Origin of the sequence: Nocardioides zhouii, assembly GCF_004137345.1 — a bacterium.
In the GTDB taxonomy this organism is placed as follows: Bacteria; Actinomycetota; Actinomycetes; order Propionibacteriales; family Nocardioidaceae; genus Nocardioides; species Nocardioides zhouii.
On record NZ_SDWV01000021.1, the window covers coordinates 42,554 to 62,365 of the forward strand.

Genomic DNA, 19,812 nt, shown 5'->3' on the forward strand with positions numbered 1-19,812 from the left:
AGGCGTATTGGATGCCACGTGAGGGGTCGTGGTGGACCGTGCGGAGAACCGTTATCAACCAGTCGTCTGGAGGGGTTCCTGCAACCGTTTCTGCACAGTGCAGATGCCGCATCGAGAGCGTGCCGACGCTGGCTGACCGCTGGCCACTCGGTTGTCCAGACTCGCGAGCTAGTCCAACAGGCACTCCACCCGGACCGCCCAAGCCGGTGTCGGTGGCAGGTCGGATCGGTGTCTGCCCAGCAGCGCGATGATCACGGCGCAGCTGGGCGGGGGCTGGTGCGGCCAGGGCGTGTCGCCGTCGGTGAGGACGACCACGACATCAGGTCGGGGTCGTTGTCGGTCGACTGCGACGAAGCCTGCGCGGAGGTCGGTGCCGCCTCCTCCGCCGAGTCGCGCGTCGCGAGCCCGTCGGACGCGTTGGACGGTGTGGACGGCGGCGTCGCAGGAGTAGACGCTGACGTCGCTGCCGGCCACGCCTAGGGACAGGAGTGCTCCGTCGACCTCGCCGAGTGCGCGGCCGAGGAGCCCGTCGTCGACGCTGGCGGAGGTGTCGATGATCATTGAGACCCGGGGGACTGGGCGCCGCATCCCGGGGAGGACGATCCCTCGGACCGAGCTCGCCCGCCGTGAGGGACGGGAGTAGGTGTAGTCGCCTCGGCCGGCCGCCCACCCCACGGCACGTCGTACGGACTGGGCCAAGAGGGGTTCCCACGCGATCTTCGGCTCGAGGATGGTTTGGGTCCAGCGCCAGGCCTCGCCGGGTGTGTCTCCCCGACGGCCGGCGTGCTCGCTGTAGTCGATGGCGACGGTGCGGCGGATCTCTTGCGCGTCGTGGCGATCGACGCCGGCGTCGGCGTCGGGAGGCAGCTCGTGGGAGCGGGGAAGGCCATCGGCGCCGCTGCCACACCCCTCGTGTGGGGACATCGTCCCCGTACTCCCGCCTTCGGATGGTGGAAGGCGGGAGAGGATCGCGTAGTACTCCTCGGCGCTGAGCCCGGGCGGCAGGCCCAACTCGCTGGCCGAACTGCAGCCCTGGGGTGTGAGGAGGTCGGCTGCCAATGTTTCGGCGATGGTTGCATCGGTGCCCTGCTCCCAGTGCGTTGAGGTCTGGACGTCGACCCGCATGTCGCGCGCACGCGACGCGTGGTCGCAGAGCAGGTGCCAGACCAGGTGGGCCAGGTCTTGCCCGACTTCAGGCACGGTCGCCTCGGTGAGCCACACGGGATTGATGTAGAGGCGCCAGGACTCATCGACCGTCATCCGTTTGACCTCGGGCGAGGGGACGGGGATCAGCGCGTAGAGCGCAGTGGCGAGGTAGGGCAAGTCCTTAGGTGACTCGCGAGCCCGCGTCTTGGTCGGGCTCGGTGCGCTGCTGATGAGCCAGAGCTTGGCCGCGGAGATCTTGGTGAGGTCCATCAGGACCTCGGCAGCAGCCCGGCCAGGGCCAGGGCTGGGGCAAACACGTTGATCTCTGGTGGGACGGGGGCCGCGCTGGGTCGGACGCCGCCGCGGAGCAGGGAGCGCACGATCGGCACGGCGGGGTCGAGGCCGCATTGCTCGCCGGCGATCGCGCACAGCTTGATCGCGTCGGACCACCTTTGCGGGGTGTTGTCGCGGCTCACTGCAGCGAGGACGCCTTGGAGGGTGACGTAGACGCGGTCTGGCCTCATCCCCGTAAACATGGCCAGCTCGGGAGCCGAGAGCAGGTGCTCGGGGTCGGGCAGGTCCAGGGCGGAGGCCCAGGAGAGGAACTCGTGGGCAACGGCCTCACCGACGCATCCCGCGATCAGCAGGCGGCGTACGTCTGGGGTGGCCTTCACGGCTCGGGCGAAGGCGGACAGGCGTGCGGCGTAGTCCCAGGTGCGGGGCGTCGGGAAGGCGCGGCCGCGCGAGGCTGCATCGGCCGGGATGGAGCTGAGCTGGGACTCCCGGGCTCGCAGGTACCCCGAGACCAGGACCAGCTCGTCGCCGGTGAGGACGTCGAGGTCTGCGGGTCGTTCGTACACCGGAAGGCTCGGCCAGTGTCCGGTGACCAGGCCCTCGGCGTAGACCTCGAGGGGGAGCGACCAGTCGACGTGGACGAAGCGTGAGGCCGTGGGGGCGGCGAGCTCCCATCCGGCCGCTGCGACGTCGGCAGGGTTGGCGGCGGCGACGAAGGAGACCGTCTGGGGCAGCGTCAGCGAGCCCACTTCGTAGTGGGTGAGGGGCCTCAAGGCGGCGGCCTGCAGGGCCGGGGAGGCGGTCGAGAACTCGTCGAAGAAGGCGATCGCGGGCCCGTCGACGGCCGCGAGACGCTTGGCCCATCCGGGCGGGGCGAGATTGACCGAACCGTCGGGAGTCACCACGGGCAGACCGGCAAAGTCTGAAGGCTCGTAGTGACTGATGATGAGTGACTCCACGTGCCACCCCTGGCCCGCGGCGGACTCGATCACTGCTGTCTTGCCCTCGCCGGGGTTGCCCCATAGCAGCACCGGGATGCGGGCGCTGACGCAGATGCCGACCGCCTGGAGGGCGTTCTCGTAGTCAGTGCGCGTGCGGATCGCCATGCGGTGTCTCCTGAGGTGGCGCGTCGAGCAGCGGGATGTCTGTTGACTGAGTTTGCAGGGGGGCACCGACAGCCACGGGCGAGCTGTCCTGCTTGCCTCGGGCTTCGGCCAAGAGTTGGTCGAGTTCGGACAGCTCGCCTCGGATCGGCCTCTCCAGAAGCAGCCGCACACAGTCCTCGAGGGGTTGCCTAAGCGTGGCTGCCAGTTCGTTCGCCAGCGTGGCGGTGATGTCGGCAGCGAGCATCTCCTGACACTGCCGGGGGGTGAGCCCAAGACCCAGCCACTCGCCGGACTCGAGGGGGCGGCTGGGATCCGGGGCCGTGCCGTCCCACACGAGCCAGGTGGCCAGGTCGGCGTCGCGCTGCCGAGCGATCTCGTGTCGGCGCGACATCGCGCGGTCGGGAACGAACGCAAGCCCAAGGGCAAAGGATGCCGACAGGCGGCTTGTGACTCCAGTAGCCACATCGAGCAGCTCGGCCACCCGTGCAGGGTGCAGTCCGCAGTCCCAGAGCACCTTCAGAGCGTCTGGCTCGCGGAGCCGGTCCGCCACCGGCTCCCAGCCGCGGCGGGCGGGAGCTACGTCGATCGCCACCGGTCGCAGTGCATTGATCAGGGCGCGGGCGTGATGGGGCCTGGCGTTACCGCGAGCTGCGAGGTGCAGCGAGCTCGTCTCGTGCGCCCGCGCGTCGATAGCCGTACGGAAGCGAAGCCTTGGGGAGCCATCGACGGGCGCCAACGTGCAGGCGCAGGCAGTTGCCATGGACGGCTGCCAGCCGTAGACCGGGTAGAAGGCGATCTCAGGAACCTCCTGACGCGTGCTGAGCTGCCACCAGCGTTGCGCGACGCGGACACCGGACTGGACGAGCGCTAGACAGTCACAGAAGCCGCCAAATGCCAGTCCCACTCGCTCAGCCTCGAGGTCGTGAGGGGTGAGCACCGTCCAGTCCTCGAGCAGAGTCGCGGTATGGCGCTCGCCGGCGGTCGAGTCCGGGGAGGTACGGCACTCCACGTCAAACTCGACCCTGGTCCCACGAGGAAGTGGCGGCGCTGAGTCGTGCAGGCCTGACTCAGGAGTCATGCCACGTCCTCCGACGGGTTCCTATCAGCTCAGCCGCGCTGCGGATGCCCAGCTCGAGCTGCACCTCCACCCCGCGTTGGGTGCCTTCCAGTGACAGAAGCACCCCAAGCTCAGTGCGCGAGGGGGAGAGAGGGTAGCGCTGGGCGACTTCTACTAGGCGGTCCATTGCCGCCCGGGAGGGAGAGTAGGTGGACCCGAGGCCGTGCCTGTCCAACGCCTGAAAGTGCTCCACGGTCGGACGACATCCTGAGAGCGCCCAAGCGGCCAGGTCCGCACCCCCTGTGCGGAGTGGGCGGCCCGTGGCTTTGGCGAGTGCCTCGGCAGCGGTGATTGTCACTCCCTCAATTGCGAGTGCTTCGATCTGTCGCCGGCTGAGCCCCAGTGAGTACCAGTCCTGCAGCGCGCTGAGATAGGCATCGCCCTTGTCGGCCGGAACCCAGGCGAGCCAGGCGGCCCCGGCCGGATCAGGACGGCTGGCCACTGCGGCGGCGAGCCAGGTGACGTCGACGCCCGAGTAGGCAACCCCTAGGAAAAATGCCTCGGGGAGGGGTTCGTCGATTCCGGGAGCAAGTGCAGCGAACTCGAGAACGTGCTCGGGGTGGAGCCCCGCTGCCCACAACGACTCGCTCCCCTTGAACTCACGGACCGCCCGATCAGCCCGCGCCCGCGCCTCGGCTGTTGGCGCAGCGGCGACACGCCATGCTTCCTCCACGGCCGCGAGCACTTTCGTGAGCGGCCGGGGGGAGACGGCGTACTGCTTGGCCAGGTGCGCGGGTGAGCGCAGATGAGCGGCGGCCTCCCGGGCGGAGGTGAAGGTGCCTCGCTGGCAATGGCAGCCGCGGACCGGATCGGCGCTCCAGACCACGCGCTCACCCCTGGTGCGTGTGAGACGAGGCAGTTGGTGCCGAACGAGCAGGGGCAGGGTGCGTTGAACAGCAGGAATCACTTTGTCCACGAGCTCCAAGCACGAGGTGAACCCGCCGAAAGCGGTAGCCACTCGCTCGGCCTCGAGGTCATGTGGGGTGCCTACCGTCCAGTCGGGCTCGATGACGATCGAGTGCTGCTTTCCGCGCGACGCAGTCCGACTCGTGCGGCACTCCACGCTCATCTCAAGAGCCCCGCCAGCGGTAGCCGGGCCGAGGCTCTGCGTCATCGCTTCACTCTCGTCGAGGCCACCGACAGTCCCCGGGCGGTCGACCCCAAGAGCACTCATGGGGACAGCCAACTCCTCTGCGTGGGAAAGCTCGTGGAAGACTTACAACGATGGCGTTGACACCACCAGCAACGCCAGTCGTTGCCAGTGCTCTTCGGCGGCGGATCGACCGCCTGCGTTTCGATTAAGTGCCTAGTAGAATCCGAACCTAAAATACGTAATCCGTAGCAGCGGATAATCCTCTTCAGACCCCATCCCGCGATATCGTGCAGCCGCGTGGCGGGGGCCGACCCGCCGTCGCGCTGAACGCAAGCTACGAGCCGACGTGGGTGCCGTTCGTCGGCGCGGTGTCCTCGTGGACCGACCGACCCATCAGCACCCGGATGCGCACGTGGGGTCCCAGCTTGAACTCCGAGCCGTGCCCCACCTCATAGACCTGGCCCGGCACCAGGGGCCCGCTCCCGTCGACCGTCGTCTTGTTGACCGAGCCCGCATCGACCACCCGCAGGGCCGCGGGCCTACCGTCGGTCGCGACCGAGACGAGCAGGTGACGGCCGGACACGAGCGGGGAGTCGACCTGCCAGTCACAGGAGGACGAGCGACCGACGACCTGCTCGGAACCGTCCACGGGGAGGACGAACGGCGCGACGCCACCACCGATCCAGTGCAGGCTCACCTGCGCGTCGCGCGCCTGAGGACGCATGCCGGACGGGGAGGCCGCGACGGTCGTGACCGGCGTGGCCTCGTCGACCGCGGTCCGCACCTTGGCCTCGAAGCCAGCCATCGAGCGGTCGACCACGAAGAGCAGACGCGGCTCGCCCGCGATGGTGTAGCCCTCCTTGCGGGCCTTCTCGACGATGTCGAGCATGATCTCGTCCTCGACGATGGCGCGGACGGGCTTCAGGGCCTTCGCACCCACCTCCGAGATGGACACCGTGATCGTGTTGCCGAACAGGAGCGAGCGGGTGCGGCGGGTGCGCACGCCCGTCGCGAATACCGCTGCGAGCACGTTGTTCTCCAGGACGAGGACGTCGTCGGAGAGCTCCTTGCCGACGAGGTCGCCGATGCCCCTGAAAGCCTTCTCGAACGTGTCGAGCACCGACGACTGCGAGCCGCCCGACGCGCCCCCTTGTCCACGCCCGCGCTGGACCGCCACGACCAGGACCACGACGGCGGCGAGGACGAGCAGAAAGATCTCCATGCTGCACTGCCTTTCGAATCGGCCGGACGGGGTGCCCGGCACGTCTCCATTGGCTCATCTGCCCACCCGAGGTCGGCCAATTAGTTGGTCGGGCCTCCTGACCCGATCGTGCCTCGCGACGTTGCACGCGCTCGAGGAACGTGGGTGCAGTAGAACCCGCGCGGTTGCGCCCCTTTTCAAGTTGTTGCCAAACCGTCGCCGCGACTGTGGGACGGTTGCCCGCGTGCCCGGCCGCCGGAGAGCCGAGCAGCGAGCAGCGCGAGTGGGGAGGGATCCGGGGGATGGACGACGGGCATCAGGTGCCGCCGCCGAGCACGCAGGCATGGCGTCCGTGGCCTCCCATGCGAGCAGTGTTGCGCCTCCAGCAGATCGATCTGCGCGACGTCGAGTCCCCGAGCGAAGGCACCTATCCGACGGTGCTGCTCGGCTTCGTCCTCATTAACGCAGGCATCGCCGGCAGTTGCGCGCCGGTGGTCGTGAACCTCCTCTACCCAGGCACCGATCTGCCGGTGCGGATCGCGCTGGGGATCTTCGCGTTCACCTTCATCTTCCTGGTCGACCTGCTGATCGTCTCGGTGCTGCCCCAGCCCTGGGCGCAGTCGATCGCGGTTCGCCTCACCCCGGGCCACGCCCGTCGTGGGACCGTGGACCCCGATGTCATCGTCCCGCAGATGCCCGGACCCCTGGCCCGGCTGGTGCTCCTCGCACCGCGCGTGTTCCTCACGGTGCCGCTCGCGCTCCTGCTGGGCACCTGCCTCAACATCGTGTTCAACCTGGCGGCCATCAACACCTGGATCGACTTCTACGACGTTGAGCAGGAGGGCGACCTCGTCGACGCCACCGATGCGAGCTGGGTGGCCGAGCGTGACAGCCTGCGCGCTGAGAAGGACGAGGCAAAGGAGGAGTTCAAGACGGCGACCAGACGCGAGACCACGGCCAACCGGCGGGTCAAGTGCGAGTCGGGAGAGATCACCGGCTCGCGGTGCGACGCCTTCGGCGGTGGCTCCGGTGGCGGGCAGGGCCTGACAGACGCTCAGACTGCCCGTAGCAATGCGGCTCTTGCAGTCACCACCGCCCGCGAGGACCTGGAGAGCGCGACGACCAAGCTCGATGAGCACGAGTCACAGGGGCGCCCGTCGGAGGCGGATGACTACGACGGGGAGGTCGACACCTCCGGCCTGGACGCCACCATCCAGGGCTACAACGCGGTGATGTCCGAGCGCGGGTTCGTGGGCAAGTACGGCTTCGACGCCATGATGCTGCTGATCGACCTGACCCCCTTGGCCTTCAAGCTCCTCAAGGGTTGGTCCGACGCCGACGAGCGACGCTGGCGCCGGCGCTACACCGCTCTGTGGCGCGAGGCCAACGATCTGCGGGAAGAGGCCGACCGGGAGGCGGTGGCGGCGGCCAAGCGCGAAGCCGAGGTCGTGGCGGCCAAGTCGTCGGGCGTCCGCCAGGCGGTGGCCGAACGGCACGAGGCCGACGAACGTCACCGAGTCGAGTTCGAGGCACTGGAGGCGAGGCTCAGGGTCGAGGCACTCACCCGGCAGGGGACCGCGGACGACGTGGCGGCCGAGCAGGCCGCACACCAGCAGCAGCACGAGGCCGACCTGGCCGACCTGGACCGTGCGCACGCACGGGAACGCCACCGCCTCGATCTCGAAGCCGCTGCCGCGGCGTGGGCCTACGAGGTTCCGGACCCGGTCGAGGAGACGAGCGAACCGAGCCAACCTGGCGAACCCGGCGAGCCCAGCGAGCCCAGCGGGCACGTCGCCCCCAGCGAGGGCACGAGCATCACCCCGGTCTGGGACCGGGGCGAGAGCGGGACCCCGATCGGGGAGGCCAATGAGTTCCACGGCCCCGGCCCCGGTCCCTATGAGCGAGCGCTACCGCCGGACAGCGCCTACCTCGTGATCGGCGCCGACGTGTGGATCATCGGGCCGAGCATCTCCTCTGAGTCCTACTCGCTCAACACGGTGCGGATCGCGGCGCGCTACTTCGGCCGCCACGGGCGCTTCGACCCGTTCCGCGACATCCGGGTCGTCAAGATCCTCGAGCACCGCGCTGCGGACTATGAGGCCCGCATGCTCAGCCAGTTCGACCCGCTCGCGCTGCGTCCCGATGGCAACCCCATGCCGGTCGAGGAGTTCGAACGGATCGGCCTGTCACGCAACCGTGAAGGTGAGCCACCCCACGCGCTGGTGTACCGCTACTACCCGCGCACGGACGTCCTAAGGTTCTGGCACTCGGAGTCCAGCGAGGCGCGGGGCGCGGTGACCTGGCGCGACTTCGCGCACTGGCTGAGAGACACGGCGGGCGGGGTGAGCGACCTGTGGCGGCAGGGCTTCGTGCTCAACGACCTGAAGCCCCAGAACATCGTTGCCACGGGCACCTACCCGGGGCTGCCTGGCGACGATGGTTCCCAGACGAGTCCTTTCGCCTGGAACAAGGGGGTTCACATCGACTTCGGCGCGGTCCGCCGCGCCGACCCGAGCGCCAAGACCTCCGGAGAGCCGTCTCCCTTCGCCCACCAGGCCACCCCTGCTTACCGGGCTCCCGAGCTCGCCCACAGCGCGAAGCCATTCGGCACCTTCGCGAGCGACGCCTTCTCGCTCGGCTCGTCCGTCTTCAAGCTGGCCAGCGGTCGCACGCCGCTCCAATGGCTGGAGTGGGAGTCGGGGGTCGGTGCCGACGACCCGCGACTCCACGCGGCCTATACCGACTACCTGGCCTCCGGGAAGGTCGAGGCCAAGCTTCCCGACGACATGCCGGCGGGCCTCCGCGAGGTGGCCGTCCAGCTGGTGGCGGCCGATCCCGCTGCCCGGCTCGGTGGGCGCCGCACGCTCGGACTCCGACCGCATCCCCGCGACGCGGGAGACCAACTCGACCGTCTCATCGGCGACGCGGTGCGCAAGACTAAGCACCACACGCTCCCGGCCCTGCCCCCGGAGGTGCTGGGCGCCGTGCCCGGTCCCTCGGGGTGGACGCCCTCGATCTTGAACTTCCTACGTACGGCCGGTCTGGAACCGAGGTACTGATGATGCTGCTCACCGGGCTCGTGATCGGGCTGCTTCTGGGCGTCGCAACGGGTGTCGCCGCGACGGCCCTGTTTCCCCACCTTCGCCGCATGGGCGGCGGCATGCGGTTGAAGCGCCGAAGCCACGCAGGTGATGGCACCGGGTGGAAGCGGCGGCGCCGCCCGGGTGGTGGCACCTGGTGGAAGCGCCGCCGCGCCGCCGAGTCCGGGCTCCCGCGCCAGAGCGGCGGCCATGACGGTCCCCGCCGCGACCTGCTCACGGTGCCCGCACCCGGTGGCCAGGAAGGGGAGACGACCGTGAACCGGCTCCGGGAGCAACCGAACGACGTGGCGTCAGAACGCACCGTGGTCTCCCCGTGGCGGGACGGCCCCGCCGATGTGGCGTCAGAACGCACCGTGGTCTCCCCGTGGCGCGACGGCCCCGCCGAAGTGGCGGCAGTTCCGGCGGCGACGTCTGCTCCCGCGGCGCCATCGCCAGAGCGCACCGTGCCTGCCGAGCCGCGCAGAAAGGTGGTGGCGTTCCACTCCGGGGCGGCCGCCCCCGTCGTGATCTCCGTCCCGGGCCGCGGCGTCACGGTGGGTGCATCCGACGAGTTCGCGGACGACATGAGCGCGTCGGTCCACCTCCAGGTCGCGGGAGACGTGGTGTGGGCCTCGGTGCAGGAGCCGACGTCAGGCCTGATCCTGCGTCACGGCGACGTCCGGACACCGTTGTCGCCCGTGCCGATGCCGTTGCGCAACGACAGCGTCATCGTGAGCGGCGCCTGGTCGTTCGGCCTCGATCCGTCGTCCCGAGCCCCCCGTGTCGACGGCACCTTCACCGCGGATCGTGTGCCGAGCGCCGACTCCCTGCGCGTGGCCGTCGTGCTCGACTGCTGCGCACTTGCCCCGGAGCGGTCGTCTGCTGCCGACATGGTGGCCCTCGCCTACGTCCCGTCCACGGCGTCCCCTCTCGAGGACGCGGTGAACCGGGCCCGCAAGCACGCGTCGTACCTGCCCGGGCCCGACCGCGAGTGGGACGTACTGCTGATCACCGGCCCGAGCGCGTCCGAGGCAACCCTCGGCCATCACGGCCTGACGACCACCATCCTGCGCTCGGAGGTCACCCGCCCGCGCCCGCGGGGAGCAATGGACCTGCAGCCCGCGCTGCTCCACGGCGACCAGGTCCTGGTATCGGCCACGAGCGAGTTCCCGGCCCAGCCGATGCAGAAGCGCACCCTCACGTGGAGGGCCTACGAACAGGTCACCCAGCACGCCGACGACCCCAGATGGTGAGCGGCTGACCATGGCCCTCGTCCTCAGCCTGTACCGCGACACCTTCGACGGGATCCCGCCGGAGGTCGTCGACAGCATCCACATTGCCACCGATCCGCACCGGACGGCGCCGCCGGTCTACTTCGGTGCGACCAGCGAGCGCTTCCTGTCGTGGGGCGATCGGCGCCACGGCGTCGCGTTCGCGCTGCCGAGGGCCCGCGGGATCTCACGGCGGGCCGGATTCGTCCGCTGGGTGGGAACCCACCTGCAGGTCGCCACCGGCGACACCGACCAACGCCTGCACGTGCGAGCCTGGGGAGCTCAGGCCGACCTCGCCGCGTCGTACGCTCGCGATCCCAGCCAGTTCCCCGACCCCCGCGTCCTGATCGAGCTCGGCGACCCCGCTGCATGCACGCACTTCCTCGTCGTGTCACCGGACGACGACCGCTCCGAGTGGTCGCGGCTGCCCTACGTGGACGGCGAGTCGGAGATGAGCCCCCCGATCTGGCCATCGCTTCGTCAGCGGTTCAGGCCCGTGGTGCTGTGCGAGTGCCGACGCGGACGGCCCTGCCCGGGAGGGTCCGCCCACCAGGGCGCGGAACGCCGACTCGCCAGCCTGCTCGCCATGCACAGCTCTCAGGTTGCGTGGCCGCCCCCGCGGCACGTCTCAGCTCCCCTTCGCGGCAGAGACACCGAGCGGCTCATCGCGGACCGCTTCGAGCCCTACGGCGCGTCGATGACGAACACGCTCCAGTCGCTCTCGGAGAAGACCAACGACCTGCACCACCGCGGCAGGAACGGCAGCGATGCCGCCCTCGTCGAGAAGCTGATCCGCAACTACGTCGTGACCTACCCAGACGTCGCCGACCTCATCGCGTGGCTCCAGGACCGGTAGGTGCTACGTGCTCTCCGGGCCGTCCCACGAGATGTCGCCGACGTCGGTGACCTGCTGGACCGAGGCGATCTCCAAGGCCATGAGTGCCGCGCGCCGCAGCAATCGGATGGCGCGGGGCAGCACCGCGACCAGTTGCTCGATCGTGGGCACGACGTCGGGAGGTGCCTCGAACCACTGGCAGCAGACGCGCAGCGCGTCGCCGGAGACCATCGCCTTGACCCCACGGGGACCGTCGTCGTTGAGCGCCACGGCACAGGCGTGGGCGGTTGCCGCGTCACCACAGTCGAGCATGACCCAGAGGTCCATCAGCTCGGGGTCGGATTCGGCGTGGTTCCACCAGACGTACTCCAACTCGTCGACCACGAACGTAATGAAGTCGGAGGTCTTCTGGTCGACCTTGTGGCCGAGCCGCTGCTCGAGAACGTACTGGTGGACGGCAGTGAGCTTCTCGGGAAGCGCCATGGCTCTGCTCCTTCCGGCGGACAGGTCAGACAGTCTTCGGTCTGGCTCCCTCCAACCGGGCAATTAGTTGGTCGGGGCGGTCCCTGACGTTGCGATCCTCGGAGAACGGGGCCGAACGAGCCCGGCGGAGGAGTGAGTCTGATGATCGCCAACCTGGGGAGTCGCCTGGTCGACCTCGCTGCCGTGCTGGGGTTGCTCGCCTGCACGCTCGGCCTGTGGGGAGTCTTCCTGGCCGACCGCCCATCCGTGCTGAGCCGGGCCTTGCGTCCGCACGTCCGGCTCGTCGTGTGGCTGGGCGCCCTCGGCCTGCTCGTCGGCTCCTGGGCCGCAGTCCAGGCGGTCTCGTCCCGGGTCACTCCGCTGCCCGTGCTCGGTGGCGTGGTCGTCGTCATCGCCACCGTGGCCGGGGCCGTCGCCCTGACCGGTCCTGTCGGACGTCCCACGCGCGCACTCGTGGCCGCCGCGGTCGTCCTCACCCTGCTCGGGGTTCTGTTCTCCGCGCGGCTCGGCACGGCGCCGTCACCGTGGATCTCCCTCGCGGCACTTCTGGCCTTCGCCTTCTTCGCGCAGTCGTCGGTGGTGCAGCAGTTGGAGCGACGCGTCGTCCACCGGACGGCCGGGTTCGCCGCCCTGGCCTGCCTCGCCCTGCCACTCGTCCTCGGCGGCCGGGTCCGGGACGCGTTCGTCGCGGTGACGCTGCCGGTCATCGGCAGCGTGCAGACCCAGGAGCTGGGTCGCATCCTGCTGGTCGTGTGGCTCGCCGGCGCGCTGGCCCGTCGTCGCGTCGGCTTCCAGACGCGCGAGCGGCGCTTCGCCCGGATCCCGCTCCCGGACGTGCGGTTCGCCCTGGTCAGCCTCATGCCCGCCGTGGTGGGCATCCTCCTGGGCGTCCTGAGCAACGACTACGGTCCGGCCCTCGTGCTCGCCGTCGTCGCGACCGTCATGCTCGCCGTCGCCGGGGCCAGGCCCGTGTACTTCGTGACGGCCGCCGTCGGCGGTGCGCTCGCGTCCGTGGCCGTGGTGCTCACCGTGGACAAGGTCGCCCTGCGGCTCGAGGCGGTCACCCGCCCGCTGGGCGAGGACGGCGCCCTCACACAGGTCGGCACCGGCCTGGTCGCCATCGCTCACGGCGACGTCTTCGGCTTGGGTCTGGGCCTCGGCCTGCCGTTGGCGATCCCCGCGGTCCGCACTGACCTGCTCGTTGCCGGCCTCGGGCAGGAACTGGGTGCGCTCGGCATGGTGTGCGTTGTACTCCTCTTGCTCTTGGTCGGCACCGGATGCTTCGACGCCGCACGCAACGCCCGTAAGGACACCCAGATCATGCTCGCCGCCGGCATCGGCGCGCTGCTGCTCGTCCAGTCGCTCCTGGTCTTCGGCGGCGTGCTGGGCCTGCTCCCCCTGACCGGCATGCCCGTCCCGTTCATCTCGAGCTCGGGCTCGAGCCTGGTGTCCTCCGCGATGGCGCTCGGCCTGGTCGTGTCGGTGTCCCGCTCCTCGGTGCCGGGCTCGGGGGCCACCCCGAGCGGGGCTCCCCCGGCACTGCGCCGCCGGCTCACGCTCGCCACGGCCGGGGTGATCGCGATGTCGGTGCTGATGGGTGCGGCCTCGGTGCGGGCCGCCGTCCTGCCGGGCGACGACGTCGTCGAGGCCCGGGCCCGCGACGCGATGTCCGCTCGGATGCTCATGCTCGACCGTGGCCAGCTCCGCACCCGCGACGGCAAGGTCCTTGCCCGGACCGAGCCAGCCGACCCCGACCAGCCGCTGCGCCTCGACAACGCCCTCCGCCGCTACCCCGAGGGGGCCGCGTACTCGGCGCTCGTCGGGTACGCCTCTGTGCTGGGCACCGCATCGGGTCTCGAGCAGAAGCTGGCGGACGACCTCGCGTGCCGCGACCCGGAGCGACTCACCGGGCATGGATGCCCGAGCATCGAGCTCACGCTCGACAGCCGCGTCCAGGCAGTCGCCACCGAGGCGATGGAGGGCAGGACCGGCGCGGTGATCGCCGTCGACCTCGACAGCGGCGACGTGGTCGCCTACGGCTCGTGGCCCGCGCTGGACCCGAATGCCTACGGCGACCCGACGCAGGCGCCTCCCGCCGATGACGTCGAGCCCGACCGAGTCACCGGCGCGGTGACATTCCCTGGCTCGGTCGCCAAGCTGGCGGTGGGCCTCGCCGGCCTCGAGCAGGATGTCGACCTGCTCGCCGAGCCGCTGGCTGCCTACTATGTCGATGGTGGCCGGATCACCTCGTTCACCGGGGCGCCATGCGGCGCCACCGGCGTCGCAGACGCCCTCGCGGTGTCCTGCAACACCGAGTTCGCACACATCGGCGCCGAGCTCGGGGCGGCCGGACTGGCGGACGGCACCCGCGACCTCCTCAACCAGCAGTCCTCGCTGGGCGGGCAGGACATCCTGCCCAGCCGCCTGGTCGGAGGCGACGCGAGCCTGTTCCTCGCTGCCGCGGGCGGCATCGGCATGGGCGACGCCCAGGTGACCCCGCTGGCCATCAGCCAGCTCACCGCGCTGATCGCGCGTGACGGCAAGCCGCTGACCTACCACCTGGTGGACGGCATCGACGAGGAGAACTCGGCGGACCGGGTCGACGCAGATCTCGTCGAGGTGATCCAGGAGGGCATGCGCGAGGCCGTCACCAGCGGCACTGCGCGCGCCGTTCCCGAGCTGGCGGCGCTCGAGGCCGCGGCCAAGACCGGGACCGCGGACTACGCCCCGGGGCTCAACAACGCCTGGCTGACCGGCTACGCGCCGTACGACGATCCGCGCTTCGCCGTCACCGTCGTGCTCCAGCCCGGCGAGGACCAGGTGTCCGGCCTCCAGGGTGGTCGGGACGCCGGTCCGATCGCGGCCGCGGTGCTGGCCGCCTGCTTCTCCTGGGCGGAGTGACGTGCCTGAACCGCAGTTCGATCCTCACCTCTCCTCTACACGAAGGGACACCTCATGTCACTGATGGTCACTCTCTACGCCGCCCTGGACGACGACACCATCGTTGCCGTCGACCGCCACCGGCTCGCTGCGTCACCGGACCTACCCGAGCGGACCTCGCTCGTCTTCGGCCGGCGCAGCCGCGAGCTGGCGAAGGCGGCGGCAGGGCGCCCGACCCTCGCCATCGACGACGACTGGGTCTCGCGCGACCAGGGCACCATCGACTGGACCAGCTCGGAGGTCGTGGTCACCAACCACAGTGCCGCACGCAAGCTGAGCGTCCGATCGTGGGGCACACCCCGCGTCACCTTGGGCGAGTGGCAGGACAGCACGGTGCGCGGCGCCCGGGCCGTCGTGGACATCCTCGACACCACGGCGTACCTCGTCATCGGTCCCGCGGATCCCCACGAGCCCGGTTGGGAGCCCTCGTTCCGCCGAGGCGAGGGCACCCCGAGCACGGAGGGCATCGCCCGGGACCGGCTGCGTCCCGCGCTGCTGTGCCGGTGCCGGCTCCACGGCGCCCCGGCCACCAGCTGCCGCGAGCGCAGTCACCGTACCGACGAGAAGCAACTCCTCGCGCTGCTCGCGAGTGCGAGCGCGTTCGCCTCGTGGCCGCAAGGCCGTGATGCGGCGAGCGGTCGTCGCGGCACCCGCGGCCTGGTGGCCGGGCGACTGGGCTATTCCATCTCCGACCTGTCCAAGCAGAGCAAGGGATTCCGCGAACGGGTCCACGCCACCGTGGAGTCTCCCGAGCAGGACGAGTCCGACCTCTTCCTCTGGTTGGTCGAGCGGGGGGTGCTCACCTTCGACGAGCTCGCCGACCTGATCAAGGTGATCTCCGCATGACTTGGCGACCACGCGGCCGGCGCCGCGACCAGCAGGTCGGGGCCGCCTCCCTCGACTCGCGCTCACAGCTGGGCTACGTCGTCCGAGCCGGCAGCACGATCGGCATCAGGCGGACCAACCAGGACCGGGTCCTGCTCGCCCATCCGATCGTGGCCGTCGCCGATGGGGTCGGCGGCTCAGTGCGCGGAGACGCGGCCGCCCAGGTGTCTCTGGGCCGGATCGCGATCGACAGCGCCTACGCCCAGCCGGACGAGGACCCAGCGCAGACCGTCCGCGGCCTCGTCAGGGGCGCCGATGCCGAAGCCCAGAAGGCGGCACGGGCGTTCGGGGCGGTGGAGAGCTCGTCGACGTTGGCGCTGCTGCACCTCAGCAGGCCCGAGGAGGCCACCGACGACGTCGTGCTGCTCACCGTCGCGTGGGTCGGGGACAGCCCGGTGCTGGTCGCCGACCAGCATGGGGTCGAGCAGCTGACCATCCCGCACACCGATGCGCCTTCGGGCCACGCCAGCGAGGGCTACGCCCTGCTCCGGGCGCTCGGCGGCACCGATGCGACGCCTGACGTGACCACGCGACTCGTTGCACCGCCCTGCCGGGTGGTGCTCGCCACCGACGGTCTCCTCGACGTGCCACGCGAGGTCATCGAAGCCGTGCTCCTGGACCTCGAGCTCGACACCGATCGCTGTCTCGAGGAGCTGCTCGACCTGGTGCGCGACGTCCGCGTCAGCGACAACACCACCATCGCGGTGGTCGACCTGGTGCGCAGCGAGGAACGCACGATCCTGACCGGACTGCTGTGACACGTCCGCACCGGCCGCCATACTGGGCCAGCCCAGTCACGGCCGAGGAAAGGAGGCCGGCAGTGCCACCCAGCACACCGGACACCCCGTCAGCCGAGGGCGGGGCCCCGGGCGCCACCCCCCGACACGTGATCGTCGGAAAGTCCGGTGTCGCGTACTCGCTCTACGAGCCGCTGCGCGTGGGAGGGGCGGGTGCCTTCGGTCAGCTCTGGACGGGCCAGTACACCGCTGCGGACGGCAGCCATCCCACGGTCGCGGTGAAGATCCTCGACCAACGATCTCTCGTACGCGACGACGCGGCCCGGGCCGAGTTCGAGCGCGGTCGCGACCGCGGCCCGCACGTCGTCCGGTTTCGCGACCACAGCGCCGATGGCGCCGATCCCGCGTTCGTCGTCATGGACTACCTGCCCGGGGTGAACCTCCAGCGGTGGGTCGAGGACAACGGGACCCACGGCGACGCCGAACTAGCGGCGTTGCTGTCGGCGTTGGCCTCGGCACTGGAGCACATCTACGGCGAGCACGACTCGACTCGACGCTCGTATCACGGTGACCTCTCCCCCAAGAACCTCATGCGAGTCCCTCCGACCGACGAGGCACCACGCCCGCGCTACGTCGTACTCGACTTCGGACATGGACACCGCGACCAGACCTTGACGCCGTCGAGCGTTGTGCACCCGGCGCGCTACGTCACCCCCGAGGCCAATCGTCCGATCTCCGAACTGGGCGAGCACCTCATCTACTCCGACGTCCACCTGGCGGCCCAGGTCGTCCTCTACGCGCTCAGCGGGGACCACCCCACGACGTGGGGCTCGACCGACGTCGGCCGTGACCTGGCCGAGCTCGGCCAACGCATCCCCTCGTCGGCGCCTCCCGCCCTTCGCGACCTCCTGGTGCGCATGCTCGAGGTCGACATCCGAACGCGGGCCAGGCGTGCACGTCTCAGCCGGGTCACGCGCGAGCTGCGCTCGATCGCCGACGACCTCCTCGGAACCTCCGGGAGGTCGCACCGAACGGCCCCCGACCAGCCACGCTCCGTGGCCCGACGGGTACTGCCCCGGGCGGGACGGACGCTCCTTGGACTGGCCTCCGGGCTCGTCGTCGGCCTTGTCGCGGCACGCTGGATGACGCCGCGCCTCGAGGGCTGGGGGATCGTGCCGATCGGGACGGAGGCACCTCAGGAGTTCGCAGTGGCGCTCATGCTTGCCTGGGGCGGCCTGTTTGTGCTGGCGACGGGATTGTGGCTGATCCGTCGACGGACGAGGAAGCGCGTCGCCTGACGGCGCTCAGAAGAAGGCGTGGAACCATCGCTGCGCGGGATCGGAGTCGTGAAAGCGGATCCGGTGGCAATCGGCGACGAACAGATCGGCAGCTCGCCTCCCCCGGAGCTTGGCAGATCCGCTGAGCATCGTCAGAGACCTCGCCACGATGTCGCTGGCGCGACGCTGGAGCTCGTTGTCAGACAGCACCGTCCCGTTGTTCCAAGTCCTGCGCACCGGGAGGCGCTCCAACGCCACCCGGTGGTAGATGTTGCGGATCGCCGTGGCCGCCGGCGTGACCCTCTGGTAGGCGATGCATCCCCGCAGGCCCGCTTGGAGGAGAGCACGCGCCCCCTCGGTCTCGGTCAGGCCGCCTCGGTTGTCGAGCTGGTCGAGGAGGTACGCCTCCCCCGCGGACGGGCGACGACGGTTGAGCACGAGATCGATGGCGTACGTCGCAGCGATCGCGCGCACATCCTCCCGCACTTCCAACGGAGCCTCGCTCATGGCCGTCATTCGGGCGACCTCGCTCGTCAGTGTGTGGAGCAGATGGCGCCATCCATCGGCGTCCGAGAATCCGAGTCCCTTCTCCAGCTCGAGCAGCCGCCCGTCGGCCAGCAGTCTGCGGGAGGGGTCGTTCAGCTCCTCGGTGACGACGTCCTCGAACACGTCCAGCGCCAGGTCGGACCATGCCCGATGCGTGCTGGTCACCTGTGGCTGGAGCCGGAGCAGCTCGGTCAGCCGCTGATGTGGTCGCTGATCGGCGAGGGCGTGGGATGCCCAGTTCGTGATGTCGTCGCCGAGGTCGACTTGGGACGTGATGAGGAGGTCCATGACCGTCGTGGGATCCGTGACCGGTTCGAGCACGGACACGGTCGACGCCGACCCGAGCTGCCGGACGACGCCCGGAAGACGCCCGGGGCTCGCGACCAGCGCCTGGAGCAGGCCGTCCCCGCCGAGCCGCATCCGACGGTGCCACAGCCGCACGAAGGTGGCGTCACTGATCGCGGTGCTGCGGGCGATGTCCGACATGAAGGCCGCGCTGCGCTCCTCGAAGCCTGCGGGCCACGCTCCGTCGGGCGGGAGCGTGGACAGTGCGAGCAGCACCAGGCTGCGGGGCCACTTGTCCGCACCGGTCGCGAACCGCGGTGCCTCCTGGAGGCAGGCGGCGGCAAACAGCCGAGCACCGCCCGCACCCAGGTGTGCGGCCCGCTGCGTCGCGGCGCCGAGATCCTGGGGGGACAGCCGGGAGCAGGCGCGGGCCATGTCCTCGGCCAGGGCGATCTGGGTGTCCTGCGAGAGCGCGGAGAAGACTCCGGCCAAGGGCAGCTCGACCTCGGGATCGCCCACGATGAAGCTGCGGGCCACCAGGGCGCGCAGCTGGGAATCGTCGACCAGCTCCTGCACGAGCCCTGCCTCTCCCAGCAGCCCGCGCAGGTCGCTCGTGGCCGCCCGATCGCCGGCCTCGGCCAGGGCGAGGACGCGCGCGGTGCGCCGGAACAGCCCGAACCGGTGCTGCCCGCGGGGGATGCCGCTCCATGACTTCTCGAGGCGCCTGGTCGTGACGGCGGAGCTCGACAGCATCGCCGCGGTGGTCTGCTCCACGCCGAGGTCGCCGCGCCAGCCGTCGTCCACGAACTCGAAGCCCTGCGCCCGCGCGTCCGCGCGTGTCACCGCCCCACCGGACCCGATGATGTCGAAGTACGACAGGAACGGCCGGTCCGCGAGCACCAGATGGGTGACCGACGGCAGGCGCTCGTAGGTCGAGACGGACATGTCGTCGAGGATGCCGGGGAAACGGTGCTCGAGGAGGTACAACCCGCTCAGCAGCCGAGGAGGCGGCTCGTCGAGCACCGACCGCAGACCGGACATCACGGCCCTGGCCATGGCCGGGGACATGGCAGGCTCGGGCGTCTCCGGCGACTGGCCCTGGCTGGGCGTGTCCATGAGCTCGAACGGCGGGAGAAGAGGGGGGACCTCGTCCTCCGGGTTCATGCCGGTCCACATCGAGCCGTGGTTCAGAAAGGCGAGAGCTGCCCCGGTGGTCAGCTCGTCCCGCGGGCCGACGAGGACGTGGGCAGCGAAGTTTCCCGGTCGGCCGTATCCGTCTCGACCGGACGGCGTCCGTACGAACACGCAGCGGTACCGCGGCAGGGTGAGCCACCCGAGCGAACGAGACGCCAGAGGCGCGTTGTTCGCGCTCGCGTCGAAGCGGCAGAGACCCAGGGCGAACGCCCACATGGAGGGCGATCGCTGGATGCCCTCCGAGGCCGCGACGGGCTGGAACCCGCTCAGTCCCGCAAGCCCACGGTGGGCCCAGGTGTAGTGAAGCTGCTCGAGCACCATC

14 protein-coding genes are annotated in these 19,812 nt (G+C 70.2%); 7 read left to right on the top strand and 7 right to left on the bottom strand.

What is annotated here, in order from left to right:
• Positions 1-168: 168 nt before the first annotated feature.
• The 5 genes from EUA94_RS17650 to EUA94_RS17665 form a co-directional block, all read right to left on the bottom strand.
• The gene (locus EUA94_RS17650) at positions 169-1,416 is read right to left on the bottom strand and encodes a vWA domain-containing protein (RefSeq protein ID WP_165356989.1); all 1,248 of its coding nucleotides are present in this window, start codon (positions 1,414-1,416) and stop codon (positions 169-171) included.
• Complete coding sequence (locus EUA94_RS22250; protein ID WP_165356991.1) at positions 1,416-2,546, bottom strand: AAA family ATPase; 1,131 nt, start codon at positions 2,544-2,546, stop codon at positions 1,416-1,418. The genes EUA94_RS17650 and EUA94_RS22250 overlap by 1 nt, the downstream gene beginning before the upstream one ends.
• A complete protein-coding gene (locus EUA94_RS17655) occupies positions 2,524-3,483 on the bottom strand; it encodes a hypothetical protein (RefSeq protein WP_129428217.1) in 960 nt (319 codons plus the stop codon). The genes EUA94_RS22250 and EUA94_RS17655 overlap by 23 nt, the downstream gene beginning before the upstream one ends.
• Before the next feature lie 130 nt (positions 3,484-3,613).
• Complete coding sequence (locus EUA94_RS17660; protein WP_129428218.1) at positions 3,614-4,777, bottom strand: hypothetical protein; 1,164 nt, start codon at positions 4,775-4,777, stop codon at positions 3,614-3,616.
• A gap of 313 nt (positions 4,778-5,090) precedes the next feature.
• Positions 5,091-5,978 (bottom strand): FHA domain-containing protein, encoded by an 888-nt coding sequence (locus EUA94_RS17665; protein WP_129428219.1) that lies wholly within the window; start codon positions 5,976-5,978, stop codon positions 5,091-5,093.
• Positions 5,979-6,319: 341 nt separating this feature from the next.
• Between EUA94_RS17665 and EUA94_RS17670 the strand changes: the two genes are divergently transcribed.
• From EUA94_RS17670 to EUA94_RS17680, 3 genes are read left to right on the top strand one after another with little or no spacing between them, the layout of a single operon-like run.
• Complete coding sequence (locus tag EUA94_RS17670) at positions 6,320-9,016, top strand: DUF4407 domain-containing protein (protein ID WP_165356993.1); 2,697 nt, start codon at positions 6,320-6,322, stop codon at positions 9,014-9,016.
• Positions 9,016-10,290 carry a hypothetical protein gene (locus EUA94_RS17675; RefSeq protein WP_129428221.1) on the top strand — a complete coding sequence of 425 codons (1,275 nt, stop codon included), beginning with the start codon at positions 9,016-9,018 and terminating at the stop codon, positions 10,288-10,290. The genes EUA94_RS17670 and EUA94_RS17675 overlap by 1 nt, the downstream gene beginning before the upstream one ends.
• Positions 10,291-10,300: 10 nt before the next feature.
• Complete coding sequence (locus EUA94_RS17680) at positions 10,301-11,164, top strand: hypothetical protein (protein WP_129428222.1); 864 nt, start codon at positions 10,301-10,303, stop codon at positions 11,162-11,164.
• Between the two features lie 3 nt (positions 11,165-11,167).
• Here EUA94_RS17680 and EUA94_RS17685 read toward each other — a convergent pair whose 3' ends face one another.
• Positions 11,168-11,626: a hypothetical protein gene (locus EUA94_RS17685; protein WP_129428223.1), complete on the bottom strand. Its 459-nt coding sequence runs from the start codon at positions 11,624-11,626 to the stop codon at positions 11,168-11,170.
• Positions 11,627-11,767: 141 nt separating this feature from the next.
• On the opposite strand from EUA94_RS17685, the gene EUA94_RS17690 reads away from it, so the two are divergent.
• From EUA94_RS17690 to EUA94_RS17705, 4 genes are all read left to right on the top strand, one after another.
• On the top strand, positions 11,768-14,527 hold the full coding sequence (locus tag EUA94_RS17690; RefSeq protein ID WP_129428224.1) for an FtsW/RodA/SpoVE family cell cycle protein: 2,760 nt from the start codon (positions 11,768-11,770) through the stop codon (positions 14,525-14,527).
• A 54-nt stretch (positions 14,528-14,581) separates the two neighbouring features.
• A complete protein-coding gene (locus tag EUA94_RS17695) occupies positions 14,582-15,412 on the top strand; it encodes a hypothetical protein (protein ID WP_129428225.1) in 831 nt (276 codons plus the stop codon).
• Entirely contained in the window at positions 15,409-16,209 is an 801-nt protein-coding gene (locus tag EUA94_RS17700) for a PP2C family protein-serine/threonine phosphatase (protein WP_129428226.1), read from the top strand. The genes EUA94_RS17695 and EUA94_RS17700 overlap by 4 nt, the downstream gene beginning before the upstream one ends.
• 128 nt (positions 16,210-16,337) lie before the next feature.
• On the top strand, positions 16,338-17,486 hold the full coding sequence (locus EUA94_RS17705; RefSeq protein ID WP_165356994.1) for a protein kinase domain-containing protein: 1,149 nt from the start codon (positions 16,338-16,340) through the stop codon (positions 17,484-17,486).
• A gap of 6 nt (positions 17,487-17,492) precedes the next feature.
• Here the strand turns inward: EUA94_RS17705 and EUA94_RS17710 are convergent, their stop codons facing one another.
• On the bottom strand, positions 17,493-19,811 hold the full coding sequence (locus EUA94_RS17710; RefSeq protein WP_129428228.1) for a GAP1-N2 domain-containing protein: 2,319 nt from the start codon (positions 19,809-19,811) through the stop codon (positions 17,493-17,495).
• Position 19,812: the final 1 nt, after the last annotated feature.